This is a genomic window from Pseudonocardia wallangbongensis, from assembly GCF_054486945.1.
Genome location: NZ_JBRERS010000007.1, coordinates 190,229 through 212,524 on the forward strand (window position 1 = coordinate 190,229; position 22,296 = coordinate 212,524).

The window sequence follows — 22,296 nt, forward strand, 5'->3', positions numbered from 1 at the left end:
CTGCTACTGCTGCTGCATCGAGGCGAGGATGCCCTCGCAGCTGCGGACCACCTGCCGTGAGACGTCGGCGATCGCCCGGCTGGACAGCGGGCTCTCCCCCCGCCTGCGCCACCGGGTGGCCGCGTCGATGGCGGCGTCCCACACCTCCTGCGAGCCCGCGTCCGGCTCCAGCCCGAGCCGGGCGTACGGCGCGCCGCCGTCGCCGCCCAGCAGCCGCTCCGCCTCCTGCAGCAGCTCCTTGGGCAGCTTGACCGCGCCGGCCCGCAGCGCGGAGAGCAACCGCAGCTCGGCGAACTCGTGCGCGCCCGCCAGGATGCGTTCCACCTCGCCGGCCAGGGTGGGGGTGGCCGCGCGCGGCTCCTCACGAGTGAGCACGAGGTCGATGGCCAGCAGCGCCGAGCGCGCCTTGAGCAGGTCACGCCGCTCGCTGAACTGCGTGGAGAGCACGCTGCGCAACTCGTCGAGGCCGCTGCGCTTGACGAGCTCGGCCGAGATGGCGTTCGGGTCGGTCATGCCCTGCCGGATGAGCGTGGTGGCCAGCCGCACGCCGAACATCCCGAACCGCTCCATCAGGTAGGCGCGGGTCTCCGAGTCGGGGGCATCGGGCGAGTGCAGCTCGGTGCGGGAGAAGCGGTCCGCCGACAGCAGCATCGCTTCGATGTCCGAGCGGGGCATCGCGGCGAGCGCGGTGAGCGCCGTGAACTCGCCCTGGCGCATCGTGCGGCCGGTCTGTGCCAGCAACCCCGCGACGGCGACGACGGTCTGGCACAGGCCGCGGATCTTGTCGTCACCCCGGTAGCGCCGGGCGATCTTCCGCGCGGAGGTGAGCGCGTTGAGGCGGCCGGCGCCGATCTCGTCGGCGCGGGAGAGCACACCGATGGTGTTGACCGGGGTGGCGCGGGCCACGCCCTGGTCGAAGAACGATTCGAGGAACCGCACGTCCGTGTTGTGGAGGTGGCGCATCAGGTAGATGACGGCGTCGGCCTGCGTGGGTGCGTCCTCCGGCGCGAGGAACGCGCCCGCCCGCGACGACGTGTCGGCCGACAGCGATGCGATGCCGGGGGTGTCGATCAGCGTCTGCGTGCGCAGGCTCTGCGACGGCCACTGCACCTCGAGCTTGTCGACCCGCTCCACGGGGGTTCCGTTCAGGTCGAACGCGAGCCCGCCGCCGGAGCGGTTGATCGTGAGCTGCTGCGGGTCCGTGCCGCGGGGGTACATCATGACGCGCGGGTACTGGGCGTCGACGTACCACGTGACGACCCGGGTGCACTCGCCCGCGTCGGTCGGTGCGATCTGCTCCCCGACCAGCGCGTTCAGCAGCGTCGACTTGCCCGCCTTCACCTTGCCGGCGATGGCGACCCGCAGCGGCTCGTCGAACCGTTGCAGGTTGTGCGTCAGCCAGCCGTGCGCCTGCTGGCTGTCCTGGTAGGCCTCGATGGCCTGGCGCAGCAGGATCCGCACCGCGGCACCGAGCGGGGGCGCGGGCGCGGTCATGCGGCACCTCCGGAGAGCGCGGTCGAGCGTTTGTCGTTCACGAGTGCCTTGGCGCGCTGGGCCATGCCGTCGATGCGGGACAGCTCGGCCTTGAGGTCCTTGATCCGCTTCTCGCGGCCCGACGTGTTGGTCTTGAGCGCGTTCTGCGCGGACTGGACGGACGCGGAGATCGAGGTGCTCATCTCCTCGGCCAGCGCGCTGAAATGGTCGCGCAGCTGACGCTGGGTGCGCCGGAGCATGTCGGTGGAGTCCTTGCCCACCTGGAACGTGACCTCGTCGATGTGCTTGCGCACCCCGGTCTTGGCGTCCCCGCGGCGCTTCTGCAACATCCGCTTCTTCTCGTCGCGCACCGCCTTGATGCCGAGCAGCACACCTGCGGGAGCACCCGCGAAGATCGGGAGCCCGGCGAGCGTGCCCATCATGCCGAACATCAGCATGCCGCCGTAACCGCCCTTCAAACCGGTCAGGAGCTGGCCGCCGCGCGTGAGCTGCTCCACCTCCGGCTGGGTGAGCTGGTCGACCTTGCCGGCGATGCCGTCGTCGTCGAACCGCAGTTCCGGCATGGAGATCTCGGCGCCCTCGGCGAAGTGCTCGGCCACCTGCGTGGCGAGCCAGCGCGCCCGCTCGGCCGCCCAGACGAAGTTGGCCGACGCCGCCGAGGAGATCTGCTGGTGGAACCAGTCGGAGAACTGCTCCCACACCTCGGCCGGGTCCGAGTCGTCGATGAGCTGCTCGGCCTCGCGCCCGATCGTGCGCAGCCGGTCCCGCAGGTCGTAGCCGATGTCGGACTGCAGGTCGGCCACGCCGTCGTTCAGCGTGATCTGCCAGCGGGACGACCGGTGCTTGAGCTCGTCGGCCCGTGCCTTCGCCTTGGTGAGGTCCTCGACGAGTGCGTTGACCTTCTCCGGGTCCTCCAGGATCGCGAGCTCGGCCCGCATCCCGGACGACAGCTGGTCGGCGACCGAGAGCACGTCATGGCTCGTGGAGGTTCGGTCGAGATCGTCGGACTGGGCCACGACCTTGTGCAGCAGGTAGTCGACGAGCGGCTTGAAGCCGGACTCGTCCATCAGCTCGTTGTCCTGCTCCTTGGCCGCGTGCAGGCGCAACACCGACGACACCGGGAAGATCTCGGCCTCGACGCCGGCCCGGCGGAGGTGGCCGCGGTCGAGCTCCTCGATGCGCCGCCAGTGCGGGTAGAGATCGGTCTTGGTGAGGACGCACGCGACGTTGGGGCACAGCTTCATCGCCGCGTCCAGGAACTCCAGCTCGGGCGCGGTGTACTCCTGGGCCGCGTCGGAGACGAGCAGCACCGCGTCCGCGCTGGGCAGGGCCGACATCGTGGCTGCGCCGTGCGCCGACCCGAGCCCGCCGACACCCGGCGTGTCCACCAGCACCAGCCCGCCGGACAGCAGCTTGCGCGGCAACCCCACCTCGGCGTAGCTGAGCAGTGCCTTGTTGTTCGGGTTGCCGGCCTCCGAGACGTGCTGCACCAACTGGTTGGCCGGCACCGCGGTGCGCTCGGTCGAGTCCTCCGACTCGCCCTCGCGCACCAGCTCGGCCGCGGTGGTCTCGGCGTACTTCACCACCGTGGGCACCGCGGTGGCGATGTCGTCGTCCACCGGGCACACCGGGGCGTTCACCAGCGCGTTGACCAGCTGGCTCTTGCCCTGCTTGAACTCGCCGACGATCAGGACGCGCACGTCGGGGTCGGCGAGCCGCTTGCGGGTCTGGAGCAGTCGCCCACCGAGGTCGGGACGCTCGTAGGCGGTGGTTGCTTTCAGCGCGAGGTCGACCAACTCGACCGCTGCGGGAACCGCCACGCCGGGTCCTTCCCTCCTCGTCGACACGTGCCAGCCGTCGACCCGATACTGACTCACCGGATCGGCCGCTACGACACCGGCCCCGCCACCTCGGGTACTCCCGTGGGGTGGCGGGGCCGGTTGGCGGATCACCCGGCAGGCTACAGCGCCGCTCACCCGGCGCTGCCACCCAATGGTCAGACGACCTCGGCGCTGTACGACTCCTGGGTGCTGTCGTGGCTGTCCGTGGTGGTCGTGTCGTTGTCGGTGTACGTGCTGTGGTCGGAGCTGTCCGAGTGCTCGCTGTACTCGTCGTTGTCCTGGACCGACGTGTAGCTCGAGTTGTCCGACTCGTCGTGCCAGTCGGTGTCGGTGTTGCCCGAGTCGTTCGTCGAGCTGTCGCTGTTGTCGACGTTGACGTCGTCGTCGGACTGGTCCCGGCTGTCGACGCTCGAGTTGCCGTCCACCGCGAGGGAGCTGCCGTCGTCCACCGTGACGTCCCCGTCGATGTCGGTGGAGGACGTGTCGCCGTCCCCGAAACCCGTGACGTTGTCGTCGCCGTCCACGAGCTCGTTGTCGTCGCCGTCGACCGAGGTGTTGTCGTCCCCGTCGACGTTGCCGTCCCCGACGATGTTGTCGTCCCCGGTGGTGATGTCGGAGTCGTCGATGTCGTCGCCCGCCGCCACCGAACCGTCGCCGGAGGCCACCACGGAGTCGACGTCGATGTCCTGGTCGAAGTCGCCGCCGTGGGTGTCGATCTGCTGGTTGATCGAGTTGTCCGTGATCGTGTCGCCCTCGTTGGTGACGTAGTTGTTGGTCACGTAGGTGTCCAGGTAGCGGACCGCGGCCTCGTGGTTGCTCTCGCCCGGCTCCGGCTCCGACGCGGGCGGCGGCGGGGGCACGTGGACGACGTTGCCGCCGGAGTGGTGGTCACGGCTGAAGTCGGCGTCCTGCCGGTCCTGCAGCAGGACCAGCGCCTCGCGGATGTCCTCGGGCGAGACGTCGCCGCAGGACGAGAGGAAGCCCTCCGGGTCCTCGCGGTACGCGCTCGGGTCGCGCAGCAGGTTGAGGAGCAGTTCGAGCAGGTTGGTCGTCGACATCAGGGCTCAACTCCATCGGTGGGAGGTGCCGGGATCGGGTGGTTCCGGCGTTGGTCCGAACGGTATGGCGCTCGGCCATCCGGGCCATCGGGGATCGTCCAGAGTCTGGGATTCGTACCCGTTCGGGGATCGGGGACCCCACCCCGTAGGGGGTTCGGGGGACGCGGGACTCGCCCGAGGGGGTCAGGCCCCCTCGGGCAGCGTGGAGCCGCTGTCGTGGCCGTCCGCGAGATCTTCGGAAGGGACCTCGGGGAGGTCCGTGAAGCCACTGAACTCGGCGAAGTCGTCGTGGTGACCGAGGTCGTCGAGGGCGGTGTCGAACTGCTCGCCGGGATCGTGATCCGGCTCCGGTCCGGGAGCGGCCCACCTGCCGTCGTCGACGGGTAGGTCCGAGCCGGCCCCGTACCCGGTGTCGTCGCCTGTCCCGAACCCGCCGAGCGGCGCGACGCCGCCGGGGTCGTCGGGATCGGTCCACGACTCGTCCGGGCCGGCGTCCTGCGGGCCGGCGAGGTAGCGGGCCAGGTACTCCACGGCGGCCTCGTGGCCGTCGCCCGCGGGCGACGGAGGTGATGGCGCGATCGCGGCGTCGAGGGAGTAGTCGACGGTCTGGGTGTCCTGCACGAGCACCAGCGCGTCGTGCACGTCGGCGGGGGTGAGATCGGCGAGGCCGTGGGCGGCGAGCGTGCCCTGCGGGTCGTCCCCGAACCCGCTGCGCATCCCGGTGTCGGTGAGGAGCGCCTGCAGGAACTCCATCAGGGACAGCGTCTCGGCCATCGACTGGTCTCTCCGGTAATCGTGGGATCGGACAGAACGGTAGGTCCGGGAGGCCCCGCCGCCATCGGGGATGCGGCACCGTCCACCGATCCGGCATTAGGGGATCCGGGGCCTGCGCCCGTCCCGCAACGCTGCGACCCCGCCGCCGGCATCGCCGGCGACGGGGTCGCGGTGGTCGAGCTGATCAGGCGTCGATCGAGTAGTCCGAGTCGACGCTGCTGTGGTCGTCGGAGCTGCTCGAGTCGTTGTCCTCGTGGGTGCTGTGGTCGGAGCTGTCCGAGTACTCGCTGTACTCGTCGTTGTCCTCGACCGAGGTGTGGCTCGAGTTGTCCGACTCGTCGTGCCAGTCGGTCTCGGTGTTGTTGGAGTCGTTCGTCGAGTTGTCGCTGTTGTCGATGTTGACGTCGTCGTCGGACTGGTCGCGGCTGTCGACGCTGGAGTCGCCACCGATCGCGAACGAGCTGCCGTCGTCGACGCTGACGTCGCCGTCGATGTTCGTGGAGGAGACGTCGCCGTCGCCGAAGCCCGAGGTGTTGCCGTCGCCGATCACGGCCGAGTTGCCGTCGCCGGAGATCGAGGTGTTGCCGTCGCCCTCGATGTTGTCGTCACCGACGATGTTGTCGTCGCCGGAGGTGATCGTCGAGTCCTCGATGTCGTCACCAGCGGCCACCGCGCCGTCACCGGACGCGACCGTCGAGTCGACGTCGATGTCCTGGTCGAAGTCGCCGCCACCGGTGTCGATCTGCTGGTTGATCGAGTTGTCGGTGATCGTGTCACCCTCGTTGGTGACGTAGTTGTTCTGGACGTACCTGGTGATGTACTCGGCCGCCGACTCCGAGTCGCCGCCGTCGTGGTGCTCCACGGGCGACGGCGCGGCGATGTTGACCTCCTGGTCGCCGCCGTTGTACTCGCGGCTGAAGTCGGCGCTCTGGCTGTCGTCGTGCATCATCGTGAGCGCGTCCGAGACGTCCTCCGCGTTCAGGTCGCCGAGGCCGGCCTGCTCGAGGGCGTGGTCGGGGTTCTCGGCGAAGTCCTGCCGGGCCTCGTCGTCGAACATCAGGGAGCGGAGGAACTCCATCAGAGTCATGTGTTGTGTATCCCCTCTAAGTTGCGTGACTGCGGTTGGGTAGGCCGCGTTGAACAGAAGGTAGGGCGCAGGAGTTGCTCGGCCATCGGGGATCCCCCACAGTTGCGGGAAGCCGCCGTTCGGGGGACTAGGGGGACCCCCGATAGGGGCACTCGGGGGTGGGCCTTGGTCCAATAGGGCCCCCGGGAGGGGGCTAACGACGGGCTGGGATCCCGCGATGCGATCGTGGGACCGGTCTACAGGCCGGTTGTCGGGGTGAGGGGAAAGGCATGGCGTACCAGCTCGGGATCGACCTGGGGACGACGTTCACCTGCGCAGCGGTGTGTCGCTCCTCGGACCGCCGCTGGGGGGAGCCGGAAGTCGTCACCCTCGGTAGCCGCAGCGCCACGGTACCGTCCGTCGTCTTCGTCGGGCCCGATGGCTCGATGGTCGTCGGCGAGGCCGCCGAACGCCGCGCCCTCACCGATCCGGACCGGGTGGTCCGCGAGTTCAAGCGGCGCATCGGCGACCCGACACCCCTGATGGTCGCGAACCGGCCGTGGGCCCCGCAGGACCTCTCCTCGCGGCTCGTCCGCTGGGTCGTCGACCGGGTCGCGGAGCGGGAGGGCGGGCCCGCCGACCGGATCGCCGTCACCCACCCCGCGGCGTGGGGCCAGCACAAGAAGGAGCTGCTGGCCTCGGCGCTGGCGAACCAGGGCCTCACCGTCACGTTCCTGGCCGAGCCGCAGGCGGCCGCCACGAGCTACGCCGCGAACGAGCGGGTCGGCGCCGGGTCCACGATCGCCGTCTACGACTTCGGCGGTGGCACGTTCGACGCCGCCATCGTGCGCAAGGGCGACGCCGACTTCAGGCTGGTCGGCCGCCCGGAGGGCCTCGAACGGCTCGGCGGCATCGACTTCGACCAGGTCGTGTTCGAGCACGTGCTCGAGGGCATGCCCGACGCGTTCGCCGAGCTCGACGACACCGACCCCGCCGTCCTGTCGGCGGTGGCGCGCATCCGGCGGGAGTGCACCGAGGCCAAGGAGGCGCTCAGCAGCGACACCGAGGTGTCGATCCCGGTGCTGCTGCCGTCGTCCCGCGGTTCGGTGCGGCTGCACCGCAGCGAGTTCGAGGCCATGATCGGGCCGCAGGTGGAGGACACCGTCGCGGCCCTGCGTTCCGCGGTGCTCTCGGCCGGGTTCGCGCCGGACCAGCTGACTGCCGTGCTGCTCGTCGGCGGGTCCTCGCGGATCCCGCTCGTCGCGCAGCTGGTCTCCGAGCAGCTCGGCCGGCCGGTCGCGGTGGACGCGGACCCCAAGAACGCCATCGCCAAGGGCGCCGTGCTGTCGCTGGTGCCCCAGCCCGTCGCCGCACCCGCGCCGGGAGGCCCGCAGATGCCGCCCGGCGCGCCGCCGGTGCGGCCGCCGCACATGGCGCCGCCGCCTCCCGGACCACCCGGGATGCCCTACAACGGTCCGTACAACGAGGGCCCCTACAACGACGGCCCGCCGCAGTACCGCGAGCAGGGCGCCCCGACCCGCGGCGCGGGTCCCGGCCCCTACGGGCCGCCGCCGTCACGCCCGGCCGCCGAGCCCGCGGCCGCGGTGCTCACACCGCCGGGCCCGCGGCAGGCGCGGCACGCCCACCAGCAGCCCGAGCCGGAGTGGGAGGACGACTACTACGACGACGAGCCCGAGCTGCAGCAGCGCCGCCGGCCCAACGTGATGGCCATCGGGCTGGGCGCGCTGCTGGCCGTAGGTGCCGTCGTGGTGGCGATCGTCCTCTGGCCGACCGGATCCGACACTCCCACGGACCCCACGGGCAACGAGAGCACGGGCTCGAACTCCGCGCCGTCCGAGTCCGGCAGCGGTGGTGGCGGCAGCGGCGGCTCCGGCGGTGGGGGCGAGCCCGCGCCGGCCGTGCCCCCGGCAGACGAGGCGACCACCGCGCCGCCCACCTCTGCCGCGGAGGAGCCCCCGGCCACCTCCAAGACCACGTCGAAGTCCAGCCCCACGAAGGGCTCCACCAAGGACCCGGACTCCGGCAGCGACTCCACCAAGGAGTCGGACTCCGGCAGCGACTCCGACTCCGGCAGCGAGTCGGGCGGGAGCGAGGGCGACAGCAACGCGGCCGGCCCTGCCGGCGAGCTCGAACAGGTGGACCCCGCGGCCCCGACCGCACCGCCGGCCCTCTGAACCACCCCATCTGACACAGAAGAAAATCCGAGAAGGGACACCGCCGTGCTGCGGATGGGAGCGACGGTCGTCGCCATGGAGCTGGCGGCCGGGCTCGTGGCGTACGGGTACTTCGGGTGGCCGGTCCTCGTGATCGGCGTGCCCGTGATCGTCCTCACGCTCATCGCGCTCCTGGTCGTCCGCGCCTCGGAGGCGCCGCGCCGGATGCTGCAGGAGCATCGCGAGTCCCGCTGGGACCCGAACGCGGCGCTGCCCGGTGGCCTGATGAGCGGCTTCTTCGAGGTTTCGAAGCGACGTCCGCAGCCCTGAGGCGAACCGTTCCCGGCCCCGTGAGGCATGCTGAACGCTGTGCTGGTGGGGATCCTGTTCGCAGCTGTTGCGATGGTCCTCAACAGCTGCGGTGCACTGCTCCAGGCGGCGGGTGCCCGGCGGGCCACCCGGGCCAGGCCTGCCGCCGTTCAGCCGCGCTACCTCGCCGGGATGCTGCTGGACCTGGTGGCCTGGGGGTGCGCCGTGATGGCGCTGCGGGTGCTGCCCGTGTTCGCGGTGCAGGCGGTGATCGGAGGCACGATCGCGCTCACCGCCGTGATGAGCGCGCGGTTGATCGGGGCCCGGATGCCGACGACCACCCGGCTTGCCGTCACCGGGTGCCTCGCGGGCCTGGTGCTCGTGGCGGCGAGCGCGGGGAGCGAGCAGCCGCCGGTGCACCGGCCGGGCGTCGACGTCGTGCTGCTGTCGTCCGTGCTCCTGCTCGCGGTCGCGGTGCTCATCCTCCGCCAGGGCAAGCACGCGTGGCCGCTCGCCCTGGTATCGGGCCTGGGGTTCGGCGGCGGCTCCGTGTCGGTGCGCGCCGCGCACGTCCAGACCGGTGAAGGCCTCGACCTCGGGCTCCTGCTCGGGCAGCCCTCCACCTATCTCGTGGTCGGGTTCTGGCTGGTCGGCATGGTCGGTTACACGGCGGCGCTCTCCCGCGGCGACGTCGGCGCGGTCACCGCGGTCTTCATCGTCACCGAGGTGCTCGTGCCGGGGATGGTCGGGATCTGGCTGCTGGGCGACCCGGTCCGGCCCGGCTGGGGCTGGGTGCTCGCGCTCGGGCTCGCGGCGGCCCTCGCCGGCACGGTCGTGATCGCGAAGGCCCCACCGCTGCGGCCGCGCCGGACGAGATAGCGGTTCCGGTTCGTCCACGACAGCCGGTCGCCCGCCGTGGACGATGTCGGCATGACCTGGGATGACGTCGTGACGATCGCCGGCAGGCTGCCGGAGGTGGAGGTGTCCACCTCCTACGGCACCCCCGCGCTGAAGGTGAAGGGCAAGGGCTTCGCCCGGCTCCGCACCGAGGCCGAGGGCGGTCTCGTGCTGATGTGTCGGTTGGACGACAAGGAGGCGCTCCTCGCATCCGGCGATCCGGCCTTCTACACGACCCCGCACTACGACGGGTACGGCGCGATCCTCGTCGACCTGGAGCGGGTGGAGCGCGACCAGCTGGAGGAGCTCGTCGAGGAGGCGTGGCGGGAGCGGGCCCCGGTGCGCGTGCGGAAGGCGTACGACGCGGAGGCCGGAGGGCCCGGAAGTTCAGGAAAGCCACATTCCTGAACGTGCAGGACAGCAAAGTGGCATTCCTGAACCCTGCGCGGCCCGGGAGGAGGCCTACGTGTCGCGCTGACCCAGGGCGAGGCGGATCTGATCGGCCGGGTCGCCCTCGTGGTAGCGCCGCTCGTCCGGCTCGATGCCGTCGAGGAAGGCCTGGTAGGTGAGCGCGGCCTCGAGGTGCTGGACGGGGCGCACGAGCGCCAGGGCCCGGTCCGGGTCGCACCCGGGCACGGCGGCGCGCCACTCGGCCGTCCAGAGTCGCGTCGCCGGTGCGGCGAGCGCGGCCGGTAGCCACTCGGCGAGCCTCAGCACGTCGCAGGCGGGGTGGCCGAGCCTGGACTCGCACCAGTCGACGATGACGTTTCGGCGACCGTCGGAGCGCCAGTTGCCCGGGTGGAAGTCGCCGTGCACCAGGGTCTCGGGCAACCCCGCGTCGGCGATCGCGGCGGCGCGGTCCGGCAGCCCGGCGACGAGACGGGAGAGGGCTTCCCGTTCGGCCGCGTCGAGCTCGCCGGTCACGTCCGGGGCGAGCAACCGGTCGGCCCGGACGGCGAGCGTGGACATGCGGCGGTCGGGCAGGGCGGGCAGCGCGTGTCCCGCGAGCGCGGCCTGCGCGGCGACGTACCGCGGCAGCACCGCCCCGACCGTGGCGGCGTCGGCGTCCCAGCAGTCGCGGCCGGGCACGTCGGCCATCAGCATGCACGCGCCGTCGGCGGTGGTGGCGAGCACCGCGGGAACGAGGTCGGGGTCGTGCTCGGCCACGTAGCCGGCAGCCGCCGCCTCGTCCCCGAGAAACGGCGGCGTGCACTTGATCCAGACCCGGCCGGCCGTCGTGGCGAGCCGGTAGAGGCAGGAGAGGTTCCAGGACTTCACCTGCACCGGCGGGCCGGTGGGCGGCCGGTCCAGCGCGCGCAACGCGGAGATCGCCCAGCCCAGGATCCGCGCCGGACCTCCCGGCCCGGCCCAGTGCATCCGGTGCTCGTGCGGCGCGAGGACGCCGGGATCGGCGGCACCGTCCCATTCCGGTGCGGAGGCCGGCGGGGTCAGCGCCTCGACGAGATAGGTGACCTCGCCGCCGCGCATCAGCCTCCCGGTTGCCGTCACCAAGCGGAGCACGGCGGTGCGCGTGCCGAGCCGCCGGTCCAGCTCGGCCGCGACCGGCTCGACATCCGACCACCACGGGCCGGCCACGTCGAACGCGGGTAGCGCGCCGAGGAGCGTGCCGTCGTGCACCACGAGCGCGCGCACCCGGCGACCGGTCGGTTCCACGGCCCGATCCTCCCGGCGGGAACAACGGGTTTCCCGCTGTCGGTCCCCGATGCGAACATATGTTCGTGCCAGGCGCGGCCTCGATCCTCCACGCCGACCTCGACGCGTTCTACGCCTCGGTCGAGCAGCGCGACGACCCGCACCTGCGCGGGCGTCCGGTGATCGTCGGCGGGGGCGTGGTGCTCGCGGCCAGCTACGAGGCCAAGGCGTGCGGGGTGGCCACCGCCATGGGCGGGCGGCAGGCCCTCGCCCTGTGCCCGCACGCCATCGTCGTCCCGCCGCGCATGTCGGCGTACGCGGCCGCCAGCAAGGCGGTGTTCGAGGTGTTCCGGCACACCACACCACTGGTGGAGGGCATCTCCATCGACGAGGCGTTCCTCGACGTCGGTGGCCTGCACCGGATCTCCGGCCCACCCGTCGACATCGCGGCTCAGCTGCGCAGGGAGGTGCGCGAGCGCGTCGGCCTGCCGATCACCGTGGGCGTCGCCCGCACGAAGTTCCTCGCCAAGGTCGCGAGCGGCGTGGCCAAGCCCGACGGGCTGCTGGTCGTCCCACCCGACGGGGAGCTGGCGTTCCTGCATCCGCTGGCGGTGGAGCGGCTGTGGGGCGTCGGGCGGATCACGGCGGCCAAGCTGGCCGAGTACGGCATCTCCAGCGTCGGCGAGGTTGCGGCGCTTCCCGAGTCGGTGCTGGTCTCCACGCTGGGCCGCGCGCTGGGGCGGCACCTCCACGCGCTGGCCCACAACCGTGACCCACGCCCCGTCGTGGTGGGACGCCGGCGCGGGTCGATCGGCTCGCAGCGCGCCATCGGGCGCGGACCCCACACGGTGGAGGGCATCGACGCGGTCGTCGTCGGGCTGGTCGACCGCGTCACCCGGCGGATGCGGAAGGCCCACCGGGTCGGGCGCACCGTGGTGTTGCGGCTGCGGTTCGCCGACTTCTCCCGCATCACCCGCTCCCACACCCTCGCCCAGCCGACGTCCGGCACCGGGGAGGTGCTCGCCGCGGTGCGCGCGCTCGTGGCCCGGGCGCTGCCGCTCATCCGGGAGCGCGGGTGCACCCTCGTCGGCATCGCCGTCGGAAACCTCCACGACGACGCCACGATGCAGCTCGAGCTGCCGTTCGACGAGGGGGCCACCGACGCGCTGGACACCGCCCTGGACGAGGTGCACCGCCGGTTCGGCACCTCGGCCGTCACCCGGGCGGTGCTGATGGGGCGCGACCAGGGCATCGCGGTGCCGTTGCTGCCCGATTGATCGGGCTGGTCAGCGCCGTGCCAGCAGCAGCGCGCCGCGTTTGGTCACCGGGAGCGGGAGCGGGCCGCGGGCCGTGACCGCGTCGGCGAGCCGGCCGGCCTCGTCGGGAGGCACGAACCGCGCGCGGAGGTAGTCCCGCACGGCGTCGCGATCGGGGAGCGTGACGAGCGGCGCGTCCCACGCCTCCACGGTCACCGCGCCGAAGACGTCCCCCACGATGCCCGGCGCTTCCTCGCTGTCGAACGTCCCCGGTGTGGGGTGCCAGAACGGTGCCAGCTCGGGCGAGTCGGAACGTGCCACCGTGCCCGCCACGAACAGCCCGCCCGGCCGGAGGACCCGCCACGCCTCGCGGAGGCCGGCCGTGGGCCGGTCGAGGTGGTCGAGCACGTTGACGGCCACCACCGCATCGACGCTCGCGTCACCCACCGGAAGGGCCGCGACCTCACCGCGGACGACCGGCCCGTGGGTGCGGGCCGCCTCGACCATCGGGGCGGCCGCGTCGAGACCGATCACACGCAGCGGCCGGGCGGCTGCCGCGGCGGCGAGGGCGCCGTCCCCACAACCGGCGTCGAGCACGGTGGCGGCGCCCGCCGTGACGAGGTGCGCGACGATCCGGGCCTGCAGGCTCACCCCCGGCGCCGTGTGCGCCGCCGCCACCCGCATGCCCAGCCGGTACCGCTCGGGGTCGGCGTCGTAGTCCCGAGGGGTCGGCATGTGTGTTGATCTCCAGGTTGCGGCTGGACACCATGAGGGTATGGACGGACCACGCGTGACGCTGCGCGAGATGACCGAGGACGAGTACGGCTCGTTCATCGCCGGGGTGCAGGATGCGGTCGTCCGGGAGCTCGTCGCGACCATGTCCGAGGAGGAGGCCCGCGCCACGGCGGCGGGCGGGACCACGCAGTACCTGCCCCAGGGCGTGGCCACCCCGCAGCACACCCTCCTGATCGCCGAGGACGCCGCGGGCATCCCGGTGGGGAGCGCCTGGGTGGGGCCGGACCCGCACCGCGTCGACGGTACCGACGCGGCGTGGCTCTACGACATCAACGTGTACCCGCGGGCACGCCGCAAGGGTTACGGCTCGGCGATCCTCGCCGAGGTCGAGGAGCTCGTCGTGCGGGACGGCAAGATCCGCCTCGGCCTCAACGTCGTCGGCGCGAACGTGGCGGCGATCGCGCTGTACCGCAAGAGCGGCTACGCGGTCTCGACGATGCAGATGTCCAAGGCGCTCCGCCGGTAGCGGGCCGGGCAGGGGTTGCGGCCTACCGGCACCAGCTCGGGATGACCGTCCGTGGGATCGACCTGTCGCAGGCGATGGTCGAGCCCCACCGGAGTTGGCCGATCAGTGGCCGAGGTTGACGTGTGCCCTGTGGTGGTCGCCCTTCTCGATCAGGTCGACGAGCCCGAGGGCGTAGTCCGGGGCGGAGATCGCGCCGCCGTCGGGCTGGACCGCGACGTCGTCGCCGAGGCGATAACGGCCGAGGTGTTCGCCGGGCATGCGTGCGCCGAACCTGAGCGCCGGGCTCACGAAGACCCAGTCGAGGCTCGCAGGTGTGGCCGGGAGGTCCTCGATGACGAACGCCGCCCCGGCGCGGATCTCGTCGTGCAACTCCGCGGGGATGTCGCTGAGGTCGCTGACGAAGCGCTCCGCCCCGGGCGCGGGGCGGAGCGAGGAGGCGCCGCCAACGATGAACAGTCGTACGCCCGCGGCATCGGCCAGGCGTGCGAGGGTGCGGTAGAAGCCGCGCCAGGTGCCGGCCAGCGGGCCGCGCGGGGCGAGTGCGCCCACAACGACGTCGGAACCCTCGATCGCCGAAGACAGCGTTGCTTCGTCGGTGGCGTCGCCTCGGACATAGGTCACGTTCGGGATGGGCGCGTCGGGGAGCGAGCGGCTCAGCGCGGTGACCTGGTGACCGCGAGCAGCGGCCTCCGCGACGATGGCCGAACCGGCATAGCCGGTGCCGCCGATGACGGTAACGCGAGACATGAGGCGCCCTTCTACTGGAGGTATGGCGTCGGACGACGCGCTGCGATTACCGTATGAGCGCAGCTCTCCCACGGGAAGAAGGCACCTTGTGGTAACCACTCCGGCCGAGTCGGTGCTCCGCGGCAGCCCCTACCGCGCGGACTGCCCGACTCGCCACATCCTGGATCGCATCGGTGATCGTTGGACGGTGCTCATAGTGGGCGCCCTCTGGGACGGCAGCGTCCGCTTCTCGGAGTTGCGCCGACGCATCGAGGGCATCTCGCAGAAGATGCTCACCCAGACCCTCCGCGGGCTCGAACGGGACGGGCTCGTGCGCCGCACCGTCCACCCCGAGGTTCCGGTCCGCGTCGAGTACGCGCTCACCGAGGCGGGCCGCACCCTGCGTGGGCCGCTGCGCGCGCTGGAGGAATGGTCGATCGCGCACCTCGGCGAGGTGTCCGCGTCGCAGGAAACCTACGACCGCGCGGATCGACCTGCTCCTGGCTCAACGGATCGCGCCAAGTAGCGCTGCGATACCGGCGCTGCAGCGGCCGCATGCGATCTCTTCGGAGGCTCCACGACGAAGGCCCAGCTCCGGTGTGGACACCGTGTGAGCTGGGCCTTTGATATGAGAGCGGATGACGGGAATCGAACCCGCGTTCTCAGCTTGGGAAGCTGATGTTCTACCATTGAACTACATCCGCGTGGGCTGATCGAAGCCTAGCATCTCACGCTCCGTCACCAATAGGACCCAGCGCGTACCGCCATCAGGGTGGTTCTCACCCTTTCGGAACCAGCAGTTGGGATGAGCTCTCGACGCCTGGTCCATGCCCGGTTCACACTCCAGGGACCCGTCAGGCCAGCTCCCCCGGCCGAAGGATCCAGCATGACCGAGTTCGAAGCGTCGCTCGACGCGCTCCCCGACCCGGAGCACGACCACGACGTCCTGCTCGTGGCGGGCAGCCTGCCGGAGGTGGCACGGCTCGCCCCGGTGGCCACCGCGTTCGCCGAGGCCGACCGGATCCGCGCCCTGACGGTCGCCACGGGGCCGGACCCGATGTCGGTGCACGAGGCCTTCGAGGCGCTCGGGGTGCCCGCGGACGTCACGGTGCTCCTGCGGGAGCCGCCGGCCCCGCTGCCGGCGGCGATCGCGGCCACGCTGATGGCGCGGCTCGACGAGGTGCTCGTCGACCTCGACCCGTCGGCCGTGATGGTCTACGGCGGCGGGATGACGGCGGCCGTGGCCGCACAGGTGGCGTTCTGGCGGCAGATCCCGGTGGTGCACCTGCAGAGCGGGGTGGCCACCGACGACCTGCTGTGCCCTTTTCCGCAGGAGGCCAACCGGCGCATCATCGGTCAGCTCGCGTCGCTGTTCCTCGTGGCGGCGCAGTCGGCGACGGGCAGCCCGGTGGGGCCCAACGCGGTCGCGGTCGGCGAGACGATGACGGCCAACCCGCAGCCGGCCGACCTGTCGTTCGCGCGCCTCGTGCGGCGGGTGCGGGCAGGCGGGCCGCGGCTCGTGCTCGTCGGCCTGGATCGCGTCGACTCGCTCGGTGTGCTCGCCGGGCTCCCCGACCTGCTGGAGCGCGAACCCGACATCGAGATCGTGGTGTTCGGCGAGCTCGCGAGCCACGGGGCCGCCTACCCGCTGCTGGAGCACGAGCGGGCCAGGGTGGTGCGCAGCATGCCGCTCGCGGAGCTGGTGCAGCTCGTGGCGGCCAGCGCCGTGCTCGTCTCCGACGACCCGGACCTGGTGGCCGACGCGCCGGGCCTCGGCACGCCCGCCGTGCTCGTCGACGGACCGCACGTGCCCCAACCGGGCGACTCGATCCGCAGCATCCTCAGCCCCGCGGTCATGACCACGGTCCGCCAGATCATCGCGACCGCCGGGATCACCCCCGTCACGCCGTCCGACGGGCTCGCGGCCGCGCGGGTCGAGCAGGCGGTGGCGTGGATGTTCGGGCTGTGCCCGTCGCCGCTGCTCGGCTCACCGTCCCCGACGAACACCCAGGTCTGAGCCACCCACACCACCACTGGCTACCCTTGCGCGGTGCTGCTGTCCGACGGTGACCTCCGCAAGGAAATCGATGCCGGGCGGCTGGTGCTCGACCCGTGGGACGAGGAGATGCTCCAGCCGTCGAGCATCGACGTGCGCCTGGACCGCTTCTTCCGCGTGTTCCAGAACTCCCGCTACACCCACATCGACCCCGCACGGCAGCAGGACGAGCTGACGTCGCCCGTCGAGACGCAGGGCGACGAACCGTTCGTGCTGCACCCGGGTGAGTTCGTGCTCGGGTCGACCTTCGAGGAGGTCGCCCTGCCCGACGACCTGGCGGGCCGGCTCGAAGGCAAGTCCAGCCTCGGGCGGCTCGGCCTGCTCACCCACTCGACGGCCGGCTTCATCGACCCGGGCTTCACCGGGCACATCACGCTCGAGCTGTCCAACGTCGCGAACCTGCCGATCACGCTGTGGCCGGGCATGAAGATCGGGCAGCTGTGCCTGTTCCGGCTCTCCAGCCCCGCCGAGCGGCCCTACGGCAGCCAGGGCGTCGGCTCCCGGTACCAGGGGCAGCGCGGGCCCACACCGTCCCGGGCCCACCGGAACTTCCACCGTGCCGACACCCGCCGGTAGGAGGGCGCTCAAGAGCCCGGCCTGCTGCAGGACGCCTGAGGCGACCACCTGGCCGCTGCTCGCTACGGCCGGGGCTCTTCAGCACCCTCCTGTCGACTCGCCCGGTAGAAGGTCGTGCGGAGGCGACCACGTTCCCCGGTCCGGACGTCGGCGAGGCCGGCTTCGCGCATGCGGTCCGGGATGCCCTCGCCCGCGTTGTCCCGCAGGTGCTCGCTGCGCTGCATCCGGCGGCCGAACCGGCCGTGGTGGTGCCCGCCGACGTCGACCAGGTGCAGCTGCCCGCCCGGTCGCAACACGCGGCGGATCTCGGCGAGTGCGCGCCGCTTCTCGGCGTCGTCGAGGTGGTGGAACATGAACGCCGAGAGCACCCGGTCCATGCTCTCGTCCGGATAGGGCAGCTCGCCCGCCTTCCCCTGGTCGAAGCGCACCGCCCGGCCCGAGCGCGCGGCCTTGCGCCGGGCACGGGCGAGGGCGAGCGGGTCGGGGTCGATGCCCACGAGCTCCGCGCCCGGATGCATGCGCTGCGCGCGCAGCACGAGGTTGCCGGTGCCGCAGCCGACCTCGAGCACCCGGTGGCCGGGCTCGACGGCGGCCAGTTCGACGAGGCGCCGGTGGATCCGGGGCGCACCGAGCAACCACGTGAACGGGTCGTAGAGCGGCAGCAGTCGGTCCCTGCCCATCGCGGGCAGGTAGTCGTGCTCGTCGTGGCGGCTGGCCATGGCGGCGGTCCCCTTCGGATGCGACGATGTTCGGATGTCGCACTCCAGGCTGGAGCTGCAGAAACCCGCTGCCAAGGGACGTTCGTCGGCCATACCGGGACTATCTTCGGTTCTGGTGCGGGCGGCGACCAGCCGGGGCGCGCCGGTGTACGGCTACCGTCGCCTGCCCGGTGTGCCCCCGGTCGGCGTGGTGCGCATCCGGGAGGGCCACACGAACCCGGACGGCATCGTGCGCCCCCATCCGCACGCCCACGACTTCCTCGTGCTCGTGTACGTCGAGCGCGGTGGTGGCCGGCTGCAGCTCGACGACCGGGAGTGTCGGGTCGGGGCGGGTGACGTGCTGGTCGTCGCACCCGGCGAGGTGGTCACGTTCGTCGAGCGCGCCCTGCACGATGCGGACGGGTGGTCGGTGTACTTCCCGCCCGACGTCATGGAGCCGGGCCACCTCCGCCCCCTCCTGTCCTGGCGGGCCCATCCGCTGCTCTTCCCGTTCGTCAGGGGGGTGGCGGGCGGAGCCCAGCGGCTGAGCGTCCCGCCGGGGCAGCGTGCCGCCTTCGTCGAGCACCTCGAAGGCCTCGACCGGGAGGTGCGGGAGCGGCGCGACGGGTGCGACGAGGCCGCGCTCGCGCACCTGACGTTGCTGCTCGTCGCGATCTCGCGGCTCGCAGCGGACGTGTCCGATGACCTCGCCCTGCGCGACGAGCCGCTGCTCGCCGCCGTCTTCGACGCGGTCGAGGCCGGCTTCCGCGGCCCGTTGAGCCTCGGGGACGTCGCCGCGGCCGTCGGGCTCACGCCGGGCCACCTCACCACCGTCGTGGGGCGCAAGACCGGGCGGACGGTGCAGCAGTGGATCACCGAGCGGCGGATGGTGGAGGCGCGGCGCCTGCTCGTCGACACCGAGCTGACCGTCGAGGCCGTCGCCGCCCGCGTCGGATACCGCGACCCCGGCTACTTCGCCCGGCGGTTCCGCAACGCCCACGGCGCGTCGCCACGGGAATGGCGCCGCGCCGGGCTCGTCCGGCAGGGCCCGGCGGAGGCGGAAACCCAGTAATCTCGGGCGGCGATGGAACCGCCGCGCGAACCCGGCCCCCCGTGGCTCCCCGAGGCGCGCCCGGCGTACCCGCCGCCCGTGCCGATGCAGCCGGGTCCGGGGCCCGGCGACAACCCGGGCCCGGCCCGTCCCCGGTTCGACTGGCGCCGCCTCACCCGCTCGCCGCGGGGCGCCGCCCTCGTCGCCGTCCTGGCGGCCGCCCTGCTGCTCTGGCCGTTCGCGGGCTTCTCATGGATCCCCTGGCTGATCGGGATCGTCGCGCTCGTCGTGCTCCGGTTGCTGCGCCTCGACGGCCCGCTCCGCGGCTGGGACATCCCGCTCGCAGGCCTCGCCGTCGTCATCGGGCTGATGGTGAGCACCGGCCCGTGGGCCTGGGCCCTGGCCGCGAGCATCGGCATCCTGCTGGCCGGGCTCGCCCAACTGCCGTGGTGGCGGCTCGCGGCGGTCGGGGCGGTGCTGTGCGTGGTGAGCGGGATCGGCTTCGGCCTGTCGATGCACCGGGACCGGATCGAGCAGGAGCAGGCTCAGGCTCGGGCGGGAGACCTGTCGCGCGCCGGTATCGCCGAGGAGAGCGGCGACATCGTGCCGACGCTCGTCCTGGCCATCACGCAGTCGGCGCCCGACCCCGACCTGCTCTGTGCCCTGCTCACACCGCCGGCCGAGGAGCAGTTGGCGCGAGGATTGGGCGTGCCGGACTGTGCTGCCGCCGCCCCTGCGCTCCACCAGCCGCAGCCGGCCGCAATGGCGCTGCCCACCGCGGGCATGCCGCGGGGAGCAGACCCGAAGCAACCCCCTCCTGCCGAGCTCACACTCGATGCCTGCGCGACTCGGTGGGCCGAGGCGGCCGGCGCGGCGCTCGGGAGAGTCCAGGTGAAACTGGTGGATCAGAACGAGCGCACCTACCTCGTCACCGGCTTCGCCCCGTGCGGAGGCTGACGGCGACGTCGCTGTTCACTGTTTTGTGTGGCCTTCCTGGTCCGGGGCACTGCCGTCTGGTCGCGCGCCCTTGGGCTCGGGGTCTCGGGTGTTCGCCCCGTCGACCGCGACATCGTCTTCCGGATCCGCCTGGGCCGCGGAGTCGTCGCCCGGACCGCTCGCCTCCGTGCCGCCGGCCGGGGTGGTGTCCGTCGTGTGCGGTGCGCCCGCACCGAGGGCGTCCACGGCCTCGTCGACCCGGCCGTTCCCGGTCGCGTCCCCCCGCTTGACGGCGGCGAGCAGCATCTGCGAGACGTCGAGGATCTCGACACCTGCGCCCTTGTCCTCGCTCTGGCGCTGGGTGAGGCCGTCGGAGAACATCACGCGGCAGAACGGGCAGCCCGTCGCGATCTTCTCGGCGCCGGTGCCGAGCGCCTCGTCGACGCGTTCGAGGTTGACCCGCTTGCCGATCTTCTCCTCCATCCACATGCGGGCGCCGCCCGCACCGCAACAGAAGGACCGGTCGGCGTGGCGGGGCATCTCGGCCAGCTTCACCCCGGCCGCCCCCACCAGCTCGCGGGGTTCGGCGTAGACCTCGTTGTGCCGGCCCAGGTAGCACGGGTCGTGGTAGGTGACGTCGGTCATCGCGTCCGGTTCGGTGACCGGCACCAGCTTGCCCTCGCGCACCAGCTTGTTGAGCAGCTGGGTGTGGTGCACCACCTCGTACTGCCCGTCCAGCTGCGGGTACTCCCGACCCAGGGTGTTGAGGCAGTGCGGGCAGGTCGTCACGATCTTGCGGGTGCCCGGCTCCCGGCCCTCGAAGACCGCGTTGAGGACCTCGACGTTCTGCTGGGCCAGCATCTGGAACAGGAACTCGTTGCCCGAGCGCCGCGCCGGATCACCGGTGCAGGACTCCTCGGGACCGAGCACGACGTAGTCCACGCCGGCGCGGTGCAGCAGCTCCGCGGTGGCCCGCACGGTCTTCTTCGCGTTGTCGTCGAACGCGCCGGCGCAGCCGACCCAGAACAGGTACTCCGTGTCGGCCGACAGCTCGCCCTCGAAGACGGGGACCTCGAAGTCGAGGTTCTTGGTCCACTCGAGCCGGTCCTTGGCGTTCTGGCCCCAGGGGTTGCCCTTGTTCTCCAGGTTGCGGAACAGCACCCCCAGCTCCGAGGGGAACTCGGACTCGATCAGCACCTGGTGGCGGCGCATGTCGACGATGTGGTCGACGTGCTCGATGTCCACCGGGCACTGCTCGACGCACGCCCCGCAGGTGGTGCACGACCACAACACGTCCGGGTCGATCACGCCGCCGGCCTCGAGGGTGCCCACCAGCGGGCGGGCGGCCTGCTCGGGACCGGAGCCCTGCACCCGCTCGAAGCCGGACTCCGCGACGCCGTGGCCGGGGTGTGCCGTGAGGCCCGCGGAGAAGTCGATCGACCCCTCCTCCGGGGCGTCCGTGCCGCCGATGATGTAGGGGGCCTTGGCGAGCAGGTGATCGCGCAGGTCCATGATCACGAGCTTCGGGGACAGCGGTTTGCCGGTGTTCCAGGCCGGGCACTGGGACTGGCAGCGGCCGCACTCGGTGCAGGTCGCGAAGTCCAGCATGCCCTTCCAGGTGAAGTCCTCGACCTTGCCGCGGCCGAACGCCGCCTCCTCCGGCGGGTCCTCGAAGTCGATGGGCTCGCCCTCGTGCTCGATCGGCTGCAGCGGCCCGAGCGCCTTGGGCAACCGCTTGGCCGAGACGTTGAGCGGGGCGGTGAAGATGTGCAGGTGCTTGCTGTAGGCGATGATCACGGTGAAGACCAGCATCACGGCGATGTGCAGCAGCAGCCCGATGCTCTCCAGCACGAACAGGGTGCCCTCGCCCACCCCGGCGAACAGCTGTCCGACCGCCAGCGAGACGAACGCACCGGACTCGTAGGGGAACACGCCGAGTGCCGCCGACGCGCCGCGGAAGAAGAACATCGTCCACAGCACGTTGAAGATCATGAAGAGGATCAGCCACGCGCCGCCGGTGTGCGAGCCGTAGAACCGCGACGCCCGCTGCAGCCGGTCGGGGGCGTTGCGGATGCGGATCACCGAGAACACCGCGAGGGAGATCAGCGCGGCGGCGGCGATGAAGTCCTGCAGGAACCCGAGGAGCGGCCAGTGGCCGATCAGCGGGATGTGGAAGTCCTCCACGAACAGGGCCCCATAGGCCTCCAGGTACACCGTGATCAAGATCACGAACGCCCAGAACGTGAAGAAGTGCGCCAGGCCGGGTACCGACCACCGCAGCAGCTTCCGCTGGCCGAACACCTCGACGAACTGCGCCTTGACCCGCTCGTTCATCTGCTGGACCCGGTCGCGCGCCGGTTGCCCGGACCTGATCAGCGTGTAGAGCCAGTAGGCGCGGCGGCCCGACACCGCCAGGGCGAGAACTGTCATCGCCAGTCCGATGACGAGTCTGAGAACCACGGCTTTCCTC

General features: G+C 71.9%; 21 protein-coding genes and 1 tRNA gene. 11 read left to right on the plus strand and 11 right to left on the minus strand.

Translation table 11 applies throughout. The features are described 5' to 3' along the window. Positions 1-3 precede the first annotated feature (3 nt). From ACU436_RS25515 to ACU436_RS25535, 5 genes are all read right to left on the minus strand, one after another. Entirely contained in the window at positions 4-1,494 is a 1,491-nt protein-coding gene (locus tag ACU436_RS25515; protein WP_459029438.1) for a dynamin family protein, read from the minus strand. Beyond that, complete coding sequence (locus ACU436_RS25520; protein WP_459029440.1) at positions 1,491-3,314, minus strand: dynamin family protein; 1,824 nt, start codon at positions 3,312-3,314, stop codon at positions 1,491-1,493. Before ACU436_RS25520 ends, ACU436_RS25515 begins: the two co-directional genes overlap by 4 nt. 176 nt (positions 3,315-3,490) lie before the next feature. Further along, a complete protein-coding gene (locus ACU436_RS25525; protein WP_459029442.1) occupies positions 3,491-4,393 on the minus strand; it encodes a hypothetical protein in 903 nt (300 codons plus the stop codon). A 183-nt stretch (positions 4,394-4,576) separates the two neighbouring features. Beyond that, positions 4,577-5,167, minus strand: a complete 591-nt coding sequence (locus ACU436_RS25530; RefSeq protein WP_459029443.1) for an IniB N-terminal domain-containing protein — start codon at positions 5,165-5,167, stop codon at positions 4,577-4,579. Positions 5,168-5,351: 184 nt separating this feature from the next. Next, entirely contained in the window at positions 5,352-6,254 is a 903-nt protein-coding gene (locus ACU436_RS25535) for an IniB N-terminal domain-containing protein (protein ID WP_459029445.1), read from the minus strand. Positions 6,255-6,523: 269 nt separating this feature from the next. Here ACU436_RS25535 and ACU436_RS25540 point away from each other — a divergent pair, with 269 nt between their 5' ends. From ACU436_RS25540 to ACU436_RS25555, 4 genes are read left to right on the plus strand one after another with little or no spacing between them, the layout of a single operon-like run. Continuing rightward, entirely contained in the window at positions 6,524-8,428 is a 1,905-nt protein-coding gene (locus ACU436_RS25540; RefSeq protein WP_459029446.1) for an Hsp70 family protein, read from the plus strand. Positions 8,429-8,473: 45 nt separating this feature from the next. Continuing rightward, entirely contained in the window at positions 8,474-8,737 is a 264-nt protein-coding gene (locus ACU436_RS25545; protein ID WP_459029448.1) for a hypothetical protein, read from the plus strand. Between the two features lie 45 nt (positions 8,738-8,782). After that, positions 8,783-9,595: a hypothetical protein gene (locus ACU436_RS25550; RefSeq protein ID WP_459029450.1), complete on the plus strand. Its 813-nt coding sequence runs from the start codon at positions 8,783-8,785 to the stop codon at positions 9,593-9,595. A gap of 51 nt (positions 9,596-9,646) precedes the next feature. Further along, the gene (locus tag ACU436_RS25555; protein WP_459029451.1) at positions 9,647-10,021 is read left to right on the plus strand and encodes an MmcQ/YjbR family DNA-binding protein; all 375 of its coding nucleotides are present in this window, start codon (positions 9,647-9,649) and stop codon (positions 10,019-10,021) included. Positions 10,022-10,075: 54 nt separating this feature from the next. Here the strand turns inward: ACU436_RS25555 and ACU436_RS25560 are convergent, their stop codons facing one another. Beyond that, positions 10,076-11,287, minus strand: coding sequence for an aminoglycoside phosphotransferase family protein (locus tag ACU436_RS25560; protein WP_459029453.1), 1,212 nt, complete (start codon positions 11,285-11,287; stop codon positions 10,076-10,078). Positions 11,288-11,346: 59 nt separating this feature from the next. On the opposite strand from ACU436_RS25560, the gene dinB reads away from it, so the two are divergent. Continuing rightward, positions 11,347-12,543, plus strand: a complete 1,197-nt coding sequence (dinB, locus tag ACU436_RS25565) for a DNA polymerase IV (RefSeq protein WP_459029455.1) — start codon at positions 11,347-11,349, stop codon at positions 12,541-12,543. A gap of 9 nt (positions 12,544-12,552) precedes the next feature. Here the strand turns inward: dinB and ACU436_RS25570 are convergent, their stop codons facing one another. Continuing rightward, positions 12,553-13,257, minus strand: a complete 705-nt coding sequence (locus ACU436_RS25570) for a class I SAM-dependent methyltransferase (protein ID WP_459029457.1) — start codon at positions 13,255-13,257, stop codon at positions 12,553-12,555. A gap of 40 nt (positions 13,258-13,297) precedes the next feature. Between ACU436_RS25570 and ACU436_RS25575 the strand changes: the two genes are divergently transcribed. Then, entirely contained in the window at positions 13,298-13,783 is a 486-nt protein-coding gene (locus ACU436_RS25575; RefSeq protein ID WP_459029459.1) for a GNAT family N-acetyltransferase, read from the plus strand. A gap of 102 nt (positions 13,784-13,885) precedes the next feature. Here the strand turns inward: ACU436_RS25575 and ACU436_RS25580 are convergent, their stop codons facing one another. Continuing rightward, complete coding sequence (locus ACU436_RS25580) at positions 13,886-14,602, minus strand: NAD(P)-dependent oxidoreductase (RefSeq protein ID WP_459029461.1); 717 nt, start codon at positions 14,600-14,602, stop codon at positions 13,886-13,888. Here ACU436_RS25580 and ACU436_RS25585 point away from each other — a divergent pair. Further along, positions 14,553-15,035, plus strand: coding sequence for a winged helix-turn-helix transcriptional regulator (locus ACU436_RS25585; RefSeq protein ID WP_459029463.1), 483 nt, complete (start codon positions 14,553-14,555; stop codon positions 15,033-15,035). The genes ACU436_RS25580 and ACU436_RS25585 overlap by 50 nt on opposite strands. A 107-nt stretch (positions 15,036-15,142) precedes the next feature. Here the strand turns inward: ACU436_RS25585 and ACU436_RS25590 are convergent. Then, a tRNA-Gly gene (locus tag ACU436_RS25590) sits at positions 15,143-15,213 on the minus strand. 182 nt (positions 15,214-15,395) lie between these two features. On the opposite strand from ACU436_RS25590, the gene ACU436_RS25595 reads away from it, so the two are divergent. Beyond that, positions 15,396-16,526 (plus strand): UDP-N-acetylglucosamine 2-epimerase, encoded by a 1,131-nt coding sequence (locus ACU436_RS25595; RefSeq protein ID WP_459029465.1) that lies wholly within the window; start codon positions 15,396-15,398, stop codon positions 16,524-16,526. A 33-nt stretch (positions 16,527-16,559) separates the two neighbouring features. After that, a complete protein-coding gene (gene dcd, locus ACU436_RS25600) occupies positions 16,560-17,141 on the plus strand; it encodes a dCTP deaminase (RefSeq protein WP_459029467.1) in 582 nt (193 codons plus the stop codon). 62 nt (positions 17,142-17,203) lie between these two features. Here the strand turns inward: dcd and ACU436_RS25605 are convergent, their stop codons facing one another. Beyond that, complete coding sequence (locus ACU436_RS25605; protein ID WP_459029468.1) at positions 17,204-17,860, minus strand: class I SAM-dependent methyltransferase; 657 nt, start codon at positions 17,858-17,860, stop codon at positions 17,204-17,206. Between the two features lie 115 nt (positions 17,861-17,975). Between ACU436_RS25605 and ACU436_RS25610 the strand changes: the two genes are divergently transcribed. Both ACU436_RS25610 and ACU436_RS25615 read left to right on the plus strand, forming a co-directional pair. Next, positions 17,976-18,911: an AraC family transcriptional regulator gene (locus tag ACU436_RS25610; protein WP_459029470.1), complete on the plus strand. Its 936-nt coding sequence runs from the start codon at positions 17,976-17,978 to the stop codon at positions 18,909-18,911. Positions 18,912-18,989: 78 nt separating this feature from the next. Next, positions 18,990-19,847: a hypothetical protein gene (locus ACU436_RS25615; RefSeq protein ID WP_459029472.1), complete on the plus strand. Its 858-nt coding sequence runs from the start codon at positions 18,990-18,992 to the stop codon at positions 19,845-19,847. Between the two features lie 15 nt (positions 19,848-19,862). Here the strand turns inward: ACU436_RS25615 and ACU436_RS25620 are convergent, their stop codons facing one another. Beyond that, positions 19,863-22,256 (minus strand): (Fe-S)-binding protein, encoded by a 2,394-nt coding sequence (locus tag ACU436_RS25620; protein WP_459029474.1) that lies wholly within the window; start codon positions 22,254-22,256, stop codon positions 19,863-19,865. Between the last annotated feature and the right edge of the window lie 40 nt (positions 22,257-22,296).